14 protein-coding genes are annotated in these 16136 nt (G+C 70.8%); all 14 read left to right on the top strand.

Annotated elements, in window-relative coordinates; all coding sequences use genetic code 11:
- The first annotated feature begins 55 nt into the window (after nt 1-55).
- The 14 genes from ACZ3IG_RS12955 to atpB all read left to right on the top strand — a co-directional run bounded on the left by ACZ3IG_RS12955 (nt 56) and on the right by atpB (nt 16102).
- Nucleotides 56-1348 (top strand): homoserine dehydrogenase, encoded by a 1293-nt coding sequence (locus ACZ3IG_RS12955; protein WP_467431481.1) that lies wholly within the window; start codon nt 56-58, stop codon nt 1346-1348.
- Between the two features lie 6 nt (nt 1349-1354).
- Nucleotides 1355-2413 (top strand): threonine synthase, encoded by a 1059-nt coding sequence (gene thrC, locus ACZ3IG_RS12960; RefSeq protein WP_467431482.1) that lies wholly within the window; start codon nt 1355-1357, stop codon nt 2411-2413.
- Nucleotides 2414-2824: 411 nt separating this feature from the next.
- A complete protein-coding gene (gene thrB, locus ACZ3IG_RS12965; protein WP_467431484.1) occupies nt 2825-3754 on the top strand; it encodes a homoserine kinase in 930 nt (309 codons plus the stop codon).
- Nucleotides 3755-4162: 408 nt separating this feature from the next.
- Complete coding sequence (rho, locus tag ACZ3IG_RS12970; RefSeq protein WP_467431485.1) at nt 4163-6211, top strand: transcription termination factor Rho; 2049 nt, start codon at nt 4163-4165, stop codon at nt 6209-6211.
- A gap of 327 nt (nt 6212-6538) precedes the next feature.
- Complete coding sequence (locus ACZ3IG_RS12975; RefSeq protein ID WP_467431486.1) at nt 6539-7678, top strand: LCP family protein; 1140 nt, start codon at nt 6539-6541, stop codon at nt 7676-7678.
- Nucleotides 7679-7814: 136 nt separating this feature from the next.
- Entirely contained in the window at nt 7815-8039 is a 225-nt protein-coding gene (rpmE, locus tag ACZ3IG_RS12980; protein ID WP_019326867.1) for a 50S ribosomal protein L31, read from the top strand.
- Nucleotides 8040-8161: 122 nt separating this feature from the next.
- Entirely contained in the window at nt 8162-9238 is a 1077-nt protein-coding gene (gene prfA, locus ACZ3IG_RS12985; RefSeq protein WP_467431488.1) for a peptide chain release factor 1, read from the top strand.
- A gap of 37 nt (nt 9239-9275) precedes the next feature.
- Complete coding sequence (gene prmC, locus ACZ3IG_RS12990) at nt 9276-10121, top strand: peptide chain release factor N(5)-glutamine methyltransferase (RefSeq protein ID WP_215165670.1); 846 nt, start codon at nt 9276-9278, stop codon at nt 10119-10121.
- Nucleotides 10122-10173: 52 nt separating this feature from the next.
- Nucleotides 10174-10821, top strand: coding sequence for an L-threonylcarbamoyladenylate synthase (locus tag ACZ3IG_RS12995; RefSeq protein WP_403544992.1), 648 nt, complete (start codon nt 10174-10176; stop codon nt 10819-10821).
- Nucleotides 10818-11489 (top strand): arsenate reductase/protein-tyrosine-phosphatase family protein, encoded by a 672-nt coding sequence (locus tag ACZ3IG_RS13000; RefSeq protein ID WP_215165673.1) that lies wholly within the window; start codon nt 10818-10820, stop codon nt 11487-11489. The genes ACZ3IG_RS12995 and ACZ3IG_RS13000 overlap by 4 nt, the downstream gene beginning before the upstream one ends.
- A 74-nt stretch (nt 11490-11563) precedes the next feature.
- Nucleotides 11564-12832: a serine hydroxymethyltransferase gene (locus ACZ3IG_RS13005; RefSeq protein ID WP_467431492.1), complete on the top strand. Its 1269-nt coding sequence runs from the start codon at nt 11564-11566 to the stop codon at nt 12830-12832.
- Between the two features lie 132 nt (nt 12833-12964).
- Nucleotides 12965-14323: an MraY family glycosyltransferase gene (locus ACZ3IG_RS13010; protein WP_467431493.1), complete on the top strand. Its 1359-nt coding sequence runs from the start codon at nt 12965-12967 to the stop codon at nt 14321-14323.
- A 288-nt stretch (nt 14324-14611) separates the two neighbouring features.
- The gene (locus ACZ3IG_RS13015) at nt 14612-15046 is read left to right on the top strand and encodes a hypothetical protein (protein ID WP_467431495.1); all 435 of its coding nucleotides are present in this window, start codon (nt 14612-14614) and stop codon (nt 15044-15046) included.
- Nucleotides 15047-15256: 210 nt separating this feature from the next.
- A complete protein-coding gene (gene atpB / locus ACZ3IG_RS13020; protein WP_215165678.1) occupies nt 15257-16102 on the top strand; it encodes a F0F1 ATP synthase subunit A in 846 nt (281 codons plus the stop codon).
- The last annotated feature ends 34 nt before the right edge of the window (nt 16103-16136 follow it).

The raw sequence follows: 16136 nt of genomic DNA on the forward strand, positions 1-16136 counted from the left end.
CCGTCCGGTGAGTGAGACTGGTTCCACCGCATACGGTATGAGGAAACGAGGTCGGATGATGCGTACGCGTCCGCTGAAAGTGGCGCTGCTGGGCTGTGGAGTGGTCGGCTCAGAGGTGGCGCGCATCATGACGACGCACGCCGACGACCTCGCCGCCCGGATCGGGGCGCCCCTGGAGCTGGCGGGGGTCGCGGTACGGCGGCCCGACCGGGTGCGGGCCGGCATCGACCCGGCCCTCGTGACCACCGACGCGGCCGCCCTCGTCAAGCGCGGCGACATCGACGTGGTGGTGGAGGTGATCGGGGGGATCGAGCCCGCCCGGACGCTCATCACCACGGCCTTCGAGCACGGCGCCTCCGTCGTCTCCGCCAACAAGGCGCTCATCGCCCAGGACGGCGCCGCCCTGCACGCCGCCGCCGACGCCAACGAGAAGGACCTCTACTACGAGGCCGCCGTCGCCGGCGCCATCCCGCTGATCCGGCCGCTGCGCGAGTCCCTCGCCGGGGACAAGGTCAACCGGGTGCTCGGGATCGTCAACGGGACGACCAACTTCATCCTCGACGCCATGGACACGACTGGGGCCGGGTATCAGGAGGCGCTCGACGAGGCCACCGCGCTGGGGTACGCGGAGGCCGATCCGACGGCCGACGTGGAGGGGTTCGACGCCGCCGCCAAGGCCGCCATCCTCGCCGGGATCGCCTTCCACACCCGCGTACGCCTCGACGACGTGCACCGCGAGGGCATGACCGAGGTCACCGCCGCCGACTTCGCCTCCGCCAAGGAGATGGGGTGCACCATCAAGCTGCTCGCCATCTGCGAGCGGGCGGCCGACGGGGGGTCGGTCACGGCCCGGGTGCACCCCGCCATGATTCCGCTCAGTCATCCGCTGGCCAGTGTGCGCGGGGCGTACAACGCGGTGTTCGTCGAGTCCGACGCCGCCGGGCAGCTCATGTTCTACGGGCCCGGCGCCGGTGGTGCGCCGACCGCCTCCGCCGTCCTCGGCGACCTCGTCGCCGTCTGCCGCAACCGGCTCGGCGGCGGGCGCGGGCCCGGTGAGTCCGCGTACGCCGCGCTGCCCGTCTCGCCCATGGGCGAGGTCGTCACGCGGTACCACATCAGTCTCGACGTCGCCGACAAGCCGGGTGTGCTCGCCCAGGTGGCCACGGTGTTCGCCGAGCACGGGGTGTCGATCGACACCGTCCGCCAGTCCGGGAAGGACGGCGAGGCCTCTCTCGTCGTCGTCACCCACCGCGCGTCCGACGCCGCCCTCGGCGGCACCGTCGAGGCGTTGCGCAAGCTCGACACCGTGCGGGGTGTCGCCAGCATCATGCGGGTTGAAGGAGAGTAACCAGCAATGACCCACCAGTGGCGCGGAATCATCGAGGAGTACCGGGACCGGCTGCCCGTCTCCGACAGCACGCCCGTCGTGACGCTCCGCGAGGGCGGCACGCCGCTCGTGCCCGCGCAGGTGCTCTCCGAGCGCACGGGCTGCGAGGTCCACCTCAAGGTGGAGGGCGCGAACCCGACCGGGTCCTTCAAGGACCGCGGTATGACCATGGCCATCAGCAAGGCCAAGGAGGAAGGCGCGCAGGCCGTCATCTGCGCGTCGACGGGAAACACCTCCGCCTCGGCCGCCGCGTACGGCGTACGGGCGGGCATGGTGTCCGCCGTCCTCGTGCCGCAGGGCAAGATCGCGCTCGGCAAGATGGGGCAGGCGCTCGTGCACGGCGCCAAGATCCTCCAGGTCGACGGGAACTTCGACGACTGCCTGACCCTGGCCCGCGCGCTCAGCGACAACTACCCCGTCGCGCTGGTCAATTCGGTCAATCCGGTGCGGATCGAGGGGCAGAAGACGGCCGCCTTCGAGATCGTCGACATGCTCGGCGACGCGCCCGACATCCACGTCCTCCCGGTGGGCAACGCGGGGAACATCACCGCGTACTGGAAGGGGTACAAGGAGTACGCCGCCGACGGGATCAGCACGAAGACGCCCCGGATGTGGGGGTTCCAGGCCTCCGGTTCCGCGCCCATCGTGCGCGGCGAGGTCGTCAAGGACCCCTCCACCATCGCCACCGCCATCCGGATCGGCAACCCGGCCTCCTGGGACTTCGCGCTGGCCGCCCGGGACGAGTCCGGCGGCGCCATCGACGAGGTGACGGACCGTGAGATCCTGCGCGCCTACCGGCTGTTGGCCTCCCAGGAGGGTGTCTTCGTGGAGCCCGCGTCCGCCGCGTCGGTCGCCGGTCTGCTGAAGGCCGCCGAGCGGGGCGACGTCGACCCGGGGCAGCGCATCGTGTGCACCGTCACCGGCAACGGTCTCAAGGACCCCGACTGGGCCGTCGCCGGCGCCCCGCAGCCGGTCACCGTCCCGGTCGACGCGGCGACGGCGGCCGAGCGGCTCGGCCTGGTCTGAGCCCGCGGCACGGCGGGACACCCGTCTCCCCGGCGGGGCAGGCGTAAGCACCGCGCGCCGGGGAAGTGTCCTGACGGGCCCCTCGCGGGGCCCCGGAAGCGGGGGGTGGCACGGGGGGCTTGCGACACGCATCGTGCGCCTCCTGTGCGCCCTATGTCGTCACAGAACCTTCCTTCGATAGGCTGTACCGAACCCGCCCGCCGCATATGCCGCGGTGCCGCGCCGTCTCCGCGGCCGGAAAGCGGACGGTAGCGGCCGGGGGTGCGGTCGCCCGTCCGGGAGGAAGCGGCGGCCCCGGGTTCCCGTACGTCATCGGATGTTCATCGAAGGTCATTCGACATCGAGAGCTCGACACGTCACTGACATCGAAACCATTCGACCATCACGCAGCTCAAGGAGAGTCAACGAGCGATGGCCGGTCCCGCCTTCCGCGCCGCCGCCGTCCGGGTGCGCGTCCCCGCCACCAGCGCCAACCTCGGCCCGGGCTTCGACGCCCTCGGCCTGGCCCTGGGGCTCTACGACGACGTGGTCGTCCGGGTGGCCGACTCCGGGCTGCACATCGACATCGCGGGGGAGGGCAGCGAGACGCTGCCGCGCGACGAGAAACACCTGCTCGTACGCTCCCTGCGCACCGCCTTCGAGCTGCTGGGCGGACAGCCGCGCGGCCTGGAGATCGTCTGCGCCAACCGCATTCCGCACGGCCGCGGCCTCGGCTCCTCCTCCGCCGCCATCTGCGCCGGCATCGTCGCCGCCCGCGCGGTGACGATAGGCGGCGAGTCCCGGCTCGACGACGCCGCGCTGCTCGACCTCGCCACCGAGATCGAGGGCCACCCCGACAACGTCGCGGCCTGTCTGCTGGGCGGCTTCACCCTGTCCTGGCTGGAGGGCGGCGCCGCCCGCGCGATCAGGATGGAGCCCGCCGATTCCATCGTTCCGGTGGTTTTCGTACCGGGGAAGCCGGTACTCACGGAGACGGCGCGCGGACTGCTCCCGCGCTCTGTCCCGCACGTCGACGCCGCCGCCAACGCCGGCCGTGCCGCGCTGCTCGTCGAGGCCCTGACCAGGCGTCCCGAGCTGCTGCTGCCGGCCACCGAGGACCGCCTCCACCAGGAGTACCGCGCGCCGGCCATGCCGGAGAGCGCGGCGCTGGTGGAGCGGCTGCGGGGCGACGGCATCCCCGCGGTGATCTCCGGCGCCGGACCCACGGTCATGGCGCTGGCCGACGCCGGCACCGCCGACAAGGTCGAGGCGCTGGCGGGTGAGGAGTGGGCCGCCAACCGGCTGAGCCTGGACCTCAAGGGAGCCTGCGTGCTCCCGCTCGCGCCCTCCCATGACGTTTAGACGCGCACGGTTGCCGGATTTCGAGAGGGGGAATATTTGTTGGATCCGGTAGTGTTAATCTCAAGTCTGCACCCGGCGCCACCATGGCGAGGTGCCTCGTGTCCCCGTCCGGGACAGACATTCTTCCGGGAGCCCCCCAAACCGCCTTGTGCGGTGAGCGCCGTACGCGGGCAGTACGGCGTCCATCGACACTGAGCGGTCCGGAAACGCTCCGGAACCGGCGCGACCAGGCCACCTGACACAGACACCGGGTGCCACGGCCAGGGGAAGCGCCATCACCAGATATCTCTTCCGCCGATTGGGCGGACCACCGCCCCGGCACGGTTCGCACAGCAAGGACCGAAGCCGGACAGCACAACCGGTCGCCGAGCCAGACAGGCCGACGTCCGCTCCAGGGAAGGACCCTTCGTGAGCGACACCACCGATCTGATGGGCGCACGTGTCGAGGAGACCGCTGCCGCGCCCGCCACGGACGCCTCCGCGCCTGCCAGCGGTGCCGGCTCCCGGCGGCGCCGCGGTACCGGCCTTGAGGGCATGGTGCTGGCCGAGCTGCAGCAGGTCGCCTCCGGCCTGGGCATCAGGGGCACCGCGCGGATGCGCAAGAGCCAGCTGATCGAGGTCATCAAGGAAGCGCAGGCCGCGGGCGGTGCTCCCGCCAAGGCCGCGGACGGCGCCGCCGAGACCAAGCCGAAGCGCCGCGCCACCTCCCGGACCCGTACGGGCGACGAGGGCTCCGCCGCCGGCAAGCCGGACAAGGCCGACAAGGCCGAGAAGAAGGCGGCCAAGGCCACCGATTCCGCCGAGAAGGCCGCGTCGTCCCAGCAGCAGATCGAGATCCCGGGGCAGCCCGCCGCCGACGAGGTCCCCGCAGGCCGCGGCCGCCGTCGCGCCACCGCCGACGCGGGCAGCCCGGCCGCCGCGGCCGAGACGGTCGCCGCCGAGGCCAGGACCGAGCCCAAGGACGCCACGTCCGACCGGTCGCAGCAGAACCAGCACCAGGGCCAGAACCAGGGCGGTCAGCAGCACCAGGGCGACGGCCGGTCCGACGCCGACGGCGGCGAGGGCCGCCGCCGCGACCGCCGCGAGCGCGGCCGGGACCGTGACCGGGACCGCCGGGGCAAGGGCGACGACCAGCAGAACCAGGGCGGCGGCCAGCAGCGCCAGCAGCAGGGCGGCGGACGCCAGGACCGCAACAACGGTCCGCAGGACGACGACGATTTCGAGGGCGGCCGGCGCGGCCGTCGCGGGCGCTACCGCGACCGCCGGGGCCGTCGCGGACGCGACGACATCGCCGCCGAGCCGCAGATCACCGAGGACGACGTCCTGATCCCGGTCGCGGGCATCCTCGACATCCTCGACAACTACGCGTTCATCCGCACCTCCGGCTACCTGCCGGGCCCCAACGACGTGTACGTCTCCCTCGCCCAGGTCCGCAAGAACGGCCTGCGCAAGGGCGACCACATCACCGGCGCGGTCCGCCAGCCGAAGGAGGGCGAGCGCCGCGAGAAGTTCAACGCGCTGGTCCGCCTCGACTCCGTCAACGGCATGGCGCCCGAACACGGCCGCGGCCGGCCGGAGTTCAACAAGCTGACGCCGCTGTACCCGCAGGACCGCCTCCGCCTGGAGACCGACCCGGGCGTGCTGACCACGCGGATCATCGACCTCGTGTCGCCGATCGGCAAGGGCCAGCGCGGTCTGATCGTGGCCCCGCCGAAGACCGGCAAGACCATGATCATGCAGGCGGTCGCCAACGCCATCACGCACAACAACCCCGAGTGCCACCTGATGGTCGTCCTCGTCGACGAGCGTCCGGAAGAGGTCACCGACATGCAGCGGTCGGTGAAGGGCGAGGTCATCTCCTCGACCTTCGACCGCCCGGCCGAGGACCACACCACCGTCGCCGAGCTGGCCATCGAGCGCGCCAAGCGCCTCGTCGAGCTGGGTCACGACGTGGTCGTGCTGCTCGACTCGATCACGCGTCTGGGCCGTGCCTACAACCTCGCCGCCCCGGCGTCCGGCCGCATCCTCTCCGGTGGTGTCGACTCGACCGCCCTGTACCCGCCCAAGCGCTTCTTCGGCGCCGCGCGCAACATCGAGGACGGCGGCTCGCTGACCATCCTCGCCACCGCGCTCGTCGACACCGGGTCCCGCATGGACGAGGTGATCTTCGAGGAGTTCAAGGGCACCGGCAACATGGAGCTCAAGCTCGACCGGAAGCTCGCCGACAAGCGCATCTTCCCCGCGGTGGACGTCGACGCGTCCGGCACCCGCAAGGAGGAGATCCTGCTGGGCGGCGAGGAGCTGGGCATCGTCTGGAAGCTGCGCCGGGTGCTGCACGCGCTCGACTCGCAGCAGGCGATCGAGCTGCTCCTGGACAAGATGAAGCAGACGAAGTCGAACGCCGAGTTCCTGCTCCAGATCCAGAAGACGACCCCGACGCCCGGCAACGGCGACTGACGTCGTCCGACGATCACGCGAAGGCCGCTCCCGCACCACGGGGGCGGCCTTCCGCATGTGCGGGTCCGGGAGACCTTTCCCACACGGAGCGTGTCCGTCCGCGAGATGAGCACCGTGCCCGAAACGGGAGAAAGCCCAGGTGGGCGGCGTATCTCCGGACAACGCCGGACACGTACGGTCACGGATGTGGCACAGCTCGCGCACAGCGCCCCGTGCAACCCTTGCCCGGGTTTCTCCGTCCGGCCGAACGGGGCGACGATGGTGCCGTAGAGAAGATCCGGCACCGACAGCAGGGGGTACAGCCGCCGCACGAGAGTCGAGGAGCACATGTCTGCCGAGCGCACGCCGGAACCCGGCATACCCGGGGAGGCCGGCACCAGCGGGCCGCGCCACCGGGGCAAGGGACGCCGCCGCAAGCCCCGCAGCGGACGGCGCAAGGGCCTGCTGATCGCGGCCTGGACCACGGCGGGCATCGTCGTCCTGGGCGGCAGCGGCGCCGGCTACCTCTACCTCAAGCTGAACGGCAACCTCGAGAGCGTCGACATCGACCAGGCCCTCGGCACCGACCGGCCGGCCAAGGCCGACAACGGCTCCCAGAACATCCTCGTCCTCGGCTCCGACACCCGCGCCGACGGCAACGACAAGGTCGGCGGCGGCACCGACGACGGCACCGCCCGCTCCGACACCGCGATGGTCGTGCACGTCCACGAGGGCCACAAGAAGGCCGGCGTGGTCTCCATCCCGCGCGACACCATCGTCGACCGCCCCGAGTGCACCGACACCGCAGGCACGGCGCACGCCGCCGCGAGCGGCGTGATGTTCAACTCCGCGTACGCCACCGGCGGCGCCGCCTGCGCCGTCAAGACCGTCGAGTCACTGAGCGGCCTGCGCATGGACCACTACCTGGAGGTCGACTTCAGCGGCTTCCAGCAGCTCATCGACGAACTGGGCGGCGTCGAGATCACCACCACGCGGGACATCTCCGACCCCGACAGCCACCTCGACCTCGAGGCCGGCACCCACACCCTCGACGGCGAACAGGCCCTCGGCCTGGTCCGCACCCGGCACGGCGTCGGCGACGGCTCCGACCTCGGCCGCATCCAGCTCCAGCAGGCGTTCGTCAAGGCCCTGGTCGACCGGGTCAAGGACATCGGCGTCCTCACCAGCCCCAAGAAGCTCGTCGACCTCGCCGACACCGCCACCAAGACGGTGACCACCGACACCGGCCTCGGCTCGGTCAACAAGCTCATGTCCTTCGCCGCCGGCCTGAAGAACATCACCCCGGCCCACATGAACATGGTCACGATGCCGGTCCAGTACGACCCGGCCGACGCCAACCGGGTCCTGGTGGAGGAGGCCAAGGCCCAGCAGGTGTGGGACGCGCTGAAGAGCGACAAGGCGATCCCGAAGACGGCCACCGAAGGCACGGCGGCAGGCGGCGCCGACGGCGTCGTCAGCAACGAATAGCAGCGCCGGAATATCCCGGCCCCGCCCCCGGTTTTGGGGGATGGCCCCAGTCCTGGCAGACTGGTACGTCGGCTCCGGTTCACGCCCCCGCATCCCGCGGCAGCGACCCGGCGCCCTCCCGAACCTAGGAGACACCTTGAAGCGCGACATCCACCCCGAGTACGTCGAGACGCAGGTCAGCTGCACCTGTGGCGCGTCGTTCACCACCCGCAGCACCATCGAGTCCGGCACCATCCGTGCCGAGGTCTGTTCCGAGTGCCACCCGTTCTACACGGGCAAGCAGAAGATCCTCGACACCGGTGGCCGTGTGGCCCGCTTCGAGGCCCGCTTCGGCAAGGCTGCCGCCGGCTCCAAGAAGTAGCGAGCCCCGATTCGCCGGTCCACGGCCGCGCCCCCTCACCGGGCGCGCCGGGACCGGCGTTTTTGGTCGCCCGCCTTCGCCCCCCTTCCCGCAGTAGCCCTCGCAGTAGCAGGAGCCCCAAGATGTTCGAGGCCGTCGAGGAACTCGTCGCCGAGCACGCCGACCTGGAGAAGAAGCTCGCCGACCCGTCGGTCCACTCCGACCAGGCCAACGCGCGCAAGCTGAACAAGCGGTACGCCGAGCTGACCCCGATCGTCGCCACGTTCCGCTCCTGGAAGCAGACGGGCGACGACATCGAGACCGCGCGCGGCTTCATCGCCGACGACCCGGACTTCGCCGCCGAGGTCAAGGAGCTGGAGAAACAGCGCGAGGAGCTGACCGAGAAGCTGCGGCTGCTGCTCGTCCCGCGCGACCCCAGCGACGACAAGGACGTCATCCTGGAGATCAAGGCGGGCGCCGGCGGCGACGAGTCGGCCCTCTTCGCGGGCGACCTGCTGCGCATGTACCTGCGGTACGCCGAGCGGGTCGGCTGGAAGACCGAGATCATCGACTCCACCGAGTCCGAGCTGGGCGGCTACAAGGACGTCCAGGTCGCCGTGAAGACCAAGGGCGGCCAGGGCGCCACCGAGCCGGGGCAGGGCGTCTGGGCGCGGCTGAAGTACGAGGGCGGCGTGCACCGCGTGCAGCGCGTGCCGGCCACCGAGTCGCAGGGCCGCATCCACACCTCCGCCGCAGGTGTCCTCGTGACCCCCGAGGCCGAGGAGATCGACGTCGAGATCAACCCCAACGACCTCCGCATCGACGTCTACCGCTCCTCCGGGCCCGGCGGGCAGTCCGTCAACACGACCGACTCCGCGGTGCGCATCACGCACCTGCCCACCGGCGTCGTCGCCTCCTGCCAGAACGAGAAGAGCCAGCTGCAGAACAAGGAGCAGGCGATGCGTATCCTGCGCTCCAGGCTGCTCGCCGCGGCGCAGGAGGAGGCGGAGAGGGAGGCCGCCGACGCCCGCCGCAGCCAGGTCCGCACCGTCGACCGCTCCGAGAAGATCCGTACGTACAACTTCCCGGAGAACCGCATCTCCGACCACCGCGTCGGCTTCAAGGCGTACAACCTGGACCAGGTCCTGGACGGCGACCTCGACGCGGTGATCCAGGCGTGCGTCGACGCGGACTCGGCCGCCAAGCTCGCGGCCGCCTGAACCAGCACCGGACCCAGCTCAGCTTCGGAGGACCAGCGTGAACCTGCTGCTCGCGGAGGTGGCCCAGGCCACCATGCGGCTGGCCGACGCCGGCGTGCCCTCGCCGCGCACCGACGCGGAGGAGCTCGCCGCGTATCTGCACGGCGTCAAGCGGAGCGAGCTGCACACCGTCAAGGACGCGGACTTCGACGCCCGGTACTGGGAGGTCATCGCCCGCCGCGAGGCCCGTGAGCCGCTCCAGCACATCACCGGACGCGCCTACTTCCGCTACCTGGAGCTCCAGGTCGGCCCCGGGGTGTTCGTGCCGCGCCCGGAGACCGAGTCCGTCGTCGGCTGGGCCATAGACGCCGTACGCGCCATGGACGTCGTCGAGCCCTGCATCGTCGACCTGTGCACCGGCTCCGGCGCCATCGCGCTCGCCCTCGCCCAGGAGGTGCCGCGCTCGCGCGTGCACGCCGTGGAGCTGAGCGAGGACGCCCTGGTGTGGACGCGGAAGAACATGGAGGGGTCCAGGGTCGACCTGCGTCAGGGCGACGCCCTGACCGCCTTCCCCGACCTCGACGGCCAGGTCGACCTGGTGGTCTCCAACCCGCCGTACATCCCGCTCACCGAGTGGGAGTACGTCGCCCCCGAGGCCCGCGACCACGATCCCGAGCTGGCGCTGTTCTCCGGCGAGGACGGCCTCGACCTGATCCGCGGCCTGGAGCGCACCGCGCACCGGCTGCTGCGGCCCGGCGGTGTCGTCGTCGTCGAGCACGCCGACACCCAGGGCGGCCAGGTGCCCTGGATCTTCACCGAGGAGCGGGGCTGGGCCGACGCGGCCGACCACCCCGACCTCAACAACCGCCCCCGGTTCGCGACCGCCCGCAAGGCGCTGCCGTGACCCGTCCCGACACTTCTAACTCGCAGTACGTGTACGAGGAGGACCGCTAGACATGGCACGGCGATACGACACCAATGACGCGACCGACCGCGTGACGGGTCTGCGTGAGGCCGCGTCCGCGGTCCGCCGTGGCGAGCTGGTGGTGCTGCCGACGGACACCGTGTACGGCATCGGCGCCGACGCCTTCTCCTCGGAGGCCGTCGGCGACCTGCTGGAGGCCAAGGGCCGGGGCCGCAACATGCCCAGCCCCGTCCTCATCGGCTCCCCGAACACCCTGCACGGCCTGGTCACCGACTTCTCCGAGCTGGCCTGGGAACTGGTCGACGCCTTCTGGCCGGGCGCGCTCACCCTGGTCGCCAAGCACCAGCCGTCCCTCCAGTGGGACCTCGGTGACACCCGGGGCACCGTCGCCGTGCGCATGCCGCTGCACCCGGTCGCCATCGAGCTGCTCACCGAGTTCGGCCCGATGGCCGTCTCCTCCGCCAACCTCACCGGCCACCCGGCGCCGGAGGACTGCGACGCCGCCCAGCAGATGCTCGGCGACTCCGTCTCCGTCTACCTGGACGGCGGCCCCACCCCGGGCAACGTCCCGTCCTCCATCGTCGACGTCACCCGCGAGGTCCCGGTGCTGCTGCGGGCCGGCGCGCTGTCGGCGGAGGAACTGAGGAAGGTCGTACCCGACCTCGAGGTGGCGAATTGACGGCCCCTGAGGCGGGGCGTGGCATAGGCGGTATCAACGAGCAGACGACCACCTTCGTCGGCCTGCCGCGCGACAGCTTCCGCATCCTCCACGTCAGCACCGGCAACGTGTGCCGCTCGCCCATCACCGAGCGGCTGACCCGGCACTTCGTGACGGAGCGGCTCGGCATCCTGGGCGGCGGGCTCGTCGTGGAGAGCGCGGGCACCTGGGGGCACGAGGGCGCCCCGATGGAGGCCAACGCGGAGACCGTGCTGGCCGACTTCGGCGCGGACGCCACCGGCTTCACCGGCCGCGAGCTGCTCGACGAGCACGTCATCCGCGCCGACCTGGTGCTCACCGCGACCCGCGACCACCGCGCCCAGGTCATCTCCATGGGCCACTCCGCGGGCCTGCGCACCTTCACGCTGAAGGAGTTCACGCGCCTGGTGAACGCCATCGACCCGGCCACCCTGCCCTCCCTGGAGGAGGGCCTGGTCACCCGCGCCCGCGCCCTGGTCCGGGCCGCGGCGGCGCTGCGCGGCTGGCTGCTGGCCCCGACCGCCGAGGCGGACGAGGTCTACGACCCGTACGGGGCGCCCCTGCCGTTCTTCCGGTCGATCGGGGACGAGATACACCAGGCGCTCGACCCGGTGGTCACCGCCCTCACCGGCGTACCCGCCCGGACCTGACGACCGCGCGCACCGGACGCACCGGGCCTACTGTGGACTGAGCCAGACACCTCGCAGCACGTCCGGAGTGCGCCATGTCGGTCACCCACCCCCTGCACCACGAGGCCGACGACGCCATCGGCCGGCAGGACCCCGAGCTGGCCGAGATCCTGCTCGCCGAGCGCCGGCGGCAGGAGACCACCCTCCAGCTCACCGCCGCCGAGAACTTCACCTCGCCGGCCGTGCTGGCCGCGCTCGGCTCCCCGCTCGCCAACAAGTACGCCGAGGGCTACCCGGGCGCCCGGCACCACGGCGGCTGCGAACTGGTCGACCTCGCCGAGCGGCTCGCCGTGCGGCGGGCCACGGCCCTGTTCGGCGCCGCGCACGCCAATGTGCAGGCCCACTCCGGTTCCTCGGCGGTGCTGGCCGCCTACGCGGCGCTGCTGCGCCCCGGGGACACCGTCCTCGCCCTCGGCCTGCCGCACGGCGGCCACCTCACCCACGGGTCGCCCGCCAACTTCTCCGGCCGCTGGTTCGACTTCGTCGGCTACGGCGTGGACGCGGAGACCGGCCTCGTCGACCACGACCAGGTGCGCGCCCTGGCCCGCACCCACCGGCCCAAGGCGATCGTGTGCGGTTCGATCTCCTACCCCCGCCACCTCGACTGGGCCGCCTTCCGCGAGGTCGCCGACGAGGTGGGCGCCTACCTCGTCGCGGACGCCGCGCACCCGATCGGGCTGGTCGCCGGGGGAGTGGCGCCCAGTCCGGTGCCGTACGCCGACATCGTCTGCGCCACCACCCACAAGGTGCTGCGCGGACCGCGCGGCGGCATGCTGCTGTGCGGGAGCGAACTGGCCGAGCGGGTGGACCGGGCCGTCTTCCCGTTCACCCAGGGCGGTGCGCAGATGCACACCATCGCGGCCAAGGCGGTCGCCTTCGGCGAGGCGGCGACCGGGGCCTTCGCGGCGTACGCCCGTCAGGTCGTCGCCAACGCCCGGGTGCTCGCCGACCGGCTGGCCGCCGAGGGCCTGGTGGTGATCACCGGCGGCACGGACACCCACATGGTGACCGCCGACCCGGCCCCGCTCGGCGTCGACGGGCGCACCGCCCGGACCCGGCTGGCGGCGGCCGGGATGGTCCTGGACTGCTGCGCGCTCCCGCACGGCTCGGCGGCGCCCGGCATGGCCGCCGACGCCCGTGGCCTGCGGCTGGGCACCGCGGCGCTCACCACGCAGGGCATGCGGGAGAGCGAGATGCGGACCGTCGCCGGGCTGCTGGCCGGGGTGCTCACGGGCGGGACGCGGGCCGTGCGGGCCCGCGAGGAGGTCCGCGGGCTGGCCGCCGCGTTTCCGCCGTATCCGTGAAGAAGCGGGGTAGGCGCCCACACGTGCACAGCCACACGTGCAACCATCGTCGCTACCCGGAAGTCCTCACCCGTATGCGCGCATCGCTAGGGTGTGGGCCTGGAATGGCCAGCGAGACCTGTGGGGAAGCCCGTGCGTGAATACCTCCTGACGCTCTGCATCACGGCCGCGGTGACCTATCTGCTCACAGGGCCGGTACGGAAGTTCGCGATCGTGGCGGGGGCGATGCCGGAGATCCGGGCCCGGGACGTGCACCGGGAACCCACTCCGCGGCTCGGCGGTATCGCCATGTTCTTCGGCCTGTGCGCGGGCATGCTGGTCGCCGACCACCTCACCAACCTCAGCGAGGTCTTCGAGACCTCCAACGAGCCGCGGGCGCTGCTGTCGGGCGCGGCCGTGATCTGGCTGATCGGCGTCCTGGACGACAAGTTCGAGATCGACGCCCTGATCAAGCTGGGCGCCCAGATGATCGCCGCGGGCGTGATGGTGGTGCAGGGTCTGACGATCCTGTGGCTGCCCATCCCGGGCGTGGGCAACGTGGCGCTGACCCAGGGGCAGGGCACCCTGCTGACCGTCGCCCTGGTCGTCATCACCATCAACGCGGTCAACTTCGTGGACGGCCTCGACGGACTGGCCGCCGGCATGGTGTGCATCGCGGCGGCGGCGTTCTTCATGTACGCCTACCGGATCTGGTACTCGTACGGCATCGAGGCCGCCGCTCCCGCCTCGCTGTTCGCCGCGATCCTGATGGGCATGTGCGTGGGCTTCCTGCCGCACAACATGCACCCCGCGCGGATCTTCATGGGCGACTCCGGCTCGATGCTGATCGGCCTGGTGCTGGCGGCGGGCGCGATCTCGGTGACGGGACAGGTCGACCCGGACGCGATGCAGCTGTTCTCCGGCTCGGAGCGCAACACCGTGCACCAGATGGTGCCGGTCTACATCCCGCTGCTGATGCCGCTGACCATCATCGCCATCCCGGCCGCCGACCTGATCCTGGCCATCGTGCGGCGCACCTGGCGCGGCCAGTCGCCGTTCGCGGCGGACCGGGGGCACCTGCACCACCGGCTGCTGGAGGTCGGGCACTCGCACAGCCGGGCCGTCCTCATCATGTACTTCTGGTCGGCGCTCATCGCCTTCGGCGCCCTCGCCTACTCGGTCAACGCGGCGTCCATGTGGATCGTGCTGGGCGTGGTCTTCCTCAGCGCGGTGGGCCTCGGGCTGCTCCTGCTGCCGCGGTTCACGCCGCGCGCCCCGCTGTGGGCGCAGCGCATCGTGCCGCCCCGCTACCGGCGCCGCGCGGTGGGGACTCCGGCCGCCGGGGCGAAGCCGGAGCAGGACGTGCCCGACGCGGAGGGCGACGACCGCGACAACCGCGACGACCACGGCGACCATGACGATCACGGCGAGCGGGTGCCGGCGGGTGTCTCCGGAGTCCCGGGCGTCAATGGCGCGACAGCCGTCGGCCCTCGTTCGCGGCTGCCAAGGTAAGAATCTGACTAGAGCATTGCCAAGTCGTGGGGGAGCAAAGCTCCCCATTACCAGACAAGCAGGCGCTGTGTTTGCACAAACGCGCACTGTCACCCTCATGTGTGACAGCGAGCACACGCTCAGGTAAAGACCTCATCAAATAGTTTGTGATACGGTTCACGAGAACTCCCGGATAGAGCCGAAGGGCCGCACAGTGACGGTCGCTCGGCCGTGAGGACCCCACTCAGCCCGGGACTACGCTCGTCCATGACGACACCCTGCCCCCTGTGAAAAAGCGGAGTTGCCGCCATGCCGTCCAATGACGTCCGGATCCTGCTCCAGGCCGCTGTGCCCACAGCTGCCGTCGGCGCCATCGCCGCCGTCGTCAGTGGTGTGGTCGCCGGTGGCAAGGGAGCGGTCGGGGCGCTCGTCGCGACGCTGGTGGTGATCCTCTTCATGGGGATCGGTCTGTATGTCCTGCAGCGCACCGCGAAATCGCTTCCGCACCTTTTCCAGGCGATGGGCCTGATGCTCTACGCGGCACAGATCCTGCTGTTGTTCATCTTCCTCGCCGCGTTCAAGAACACGTCGCTGTTCAACCCCCGGTCTTTCGCGATCACGTTGGTTGTCGGCACCCTCGTGTGGATCGCGACCCAGACCCGCGCGCACATGAAGGCCAAGATCCTCTACGTCGAACCGGATTCGGCGGACGACAAGCCCCAGAAGACGGGGCATACGTCGTGAGGGGTAGGGCCGGGATAAAGAGGCACGTGAAGTCCTGCTATCGTCCGGTGCCAACTGCGGCATCGCGGGCGCGGGCATCTCAGCTGACGCCTGCTCATTCGCGAGGCGAGATGCCCCACAGCCGCCCCCACATCCGTAACACCAGTCCCGTGCCGAACCGCGGCCCAGCGCCGCGCCGACACAACGAGGTTGCCGTACCCATGCGCCACGATGAAGGAGCCCGCGGTGAGTGCTGACCCGACGCAGGTGCTCGCCTTCGAGACCGACTGCCACCTCTTCGACGGGTGTGGCTTCGACACAGTCTCTCCGGGCCTGCACTCGTTCCTGTTCGAGCCGCTCATGGGCGACGCGGACGGCGGCGGCTTCTACTTCAACAAGCCGATGCTGCTGGCGTTGCTCGGTTCGGTCATCATCGTCGGGTTCTTCTGGGCCGCCTTCGCCCGTCCGAAGGTCGTCCCGGGCAAGCTCCAGATGGTCGCCGAGGCCGGCTACGACTTCATCCGCCGCGGCGTGGTCTACGAGACCATCGGCAAGCGGGAGGGCGAGAAGTACGTCCCGCTGATCGTCTCGCTGTTCTTCTTCGTCTGGATGATGAACCTCTGGTCGGTCATCCCGGTCGCCCAGTTCCCGGTCACCTCGATCATCGCCTACCCGATGGTCCTGGCCGCGATCGTCTACATCCTGTGGGTCTCGCTCACCTTCAAGAGGCACGGCTTCGTCGGCTTCTTCAAGAACGTCACCGGTTATGACAAGTCCCTCGGCGCGGTGCTCCCGCTGGCCATGACGATCGAGTTCTTCTCGAACCTGATCGTCCGCCCGTTCACCCACGCCGTGCGGCTCTTCGCGAACATGTTCGCCGGCCACACCCTGCTGGTGCTGTTCACGATCGCGACCTGGTACATGCTGAACGGCATCGGCATCGCCTACTCCGGTGTCTCGTTCGTCATGACCATCGTCATGACCGCCTTCGAGCTCTTCATCCAGGCAGTCCAGGCCTACGTCTTCGTCCTGCTGACCTGCTCCTACATCCAGGGCGCGCTCGCCGAGCACCACTGAGCGTCCCGGCTCGCCCCAGCCGTCCGGTGGCCAA

Source organism: Streptomyces sp. NPDC016677, assembly GCF_055562815.1.

What these genes read in the sequence shown, in the direction of transcription:
- ACZ3IG_RS13015 (WP_467431495.1), top strand. Translation starts at nt 14,612, where the DNA reads ATGCCGTCCAATGACGTCCGGATCCTGCTCCAGGCCGCTGTGCCCACA.
- thrB (WP_467431484.1), top strand. Translation starts at nt 2,825, where the DNA reads ATGGCCGGTCCCGCCTTCCGCGCCGCCGCCGTCCGGGTGCGCGTCCCC.
- prfA (WP_467431488.1), top strand. Translation starts at nt 8,162, where the DNA reads ATGTTCGAGGCCGTCGAGGAACTCGTCGCCGAGCACGCCGACCTGGAG.
- ACZ3IG_RS12995 (WP_403544992.1), top strand. Translation starts at nt 10,174, where the DNA reads ATGGCACGGCGATACGACACCAATGACGCGACCGACCGCGTGACGGGT.
- ACZ3IG_RS13005 (WP_467431492.1), top strand. Translation starts at nt 11,564, where the DNA reads ATGTCGGTCACCCACCCCCTGCACCACGAGGCCGACGACGCCATCGGC.
- thrC (WP_467431482.1), top strand. Translation starts at nt 1,355, where the DNA reads ATGACCCACCAGTGGCGCGGAATCATCGAGGAGTACCGGGACCGGCTG.
- ACZ3IG_RS12975 (WP_467431486.1), top strand. Translation starts at nt 6,539, where the DNA reads ATGTCTGCCGAGCGCACGCCGGAACCCGGCATACCCGGGGAGGCCGGC.
- ACZ3IG_RS12955 (WP_467431481.1), top strand. Translation starts at nt 56, where the DNA reads ATGATGCGTACGCGTCCGCTGAAAGTGGCGCTGCTGGGCTGTGGAGTG.
- atpB (WP_215165678.1), top strand. Translation starts at nt 15,257, where the DNA reads ATGAAGGAGCCCGCGGTGAGTGCTGACCCGACGCAGGTGCTCGCCTTC.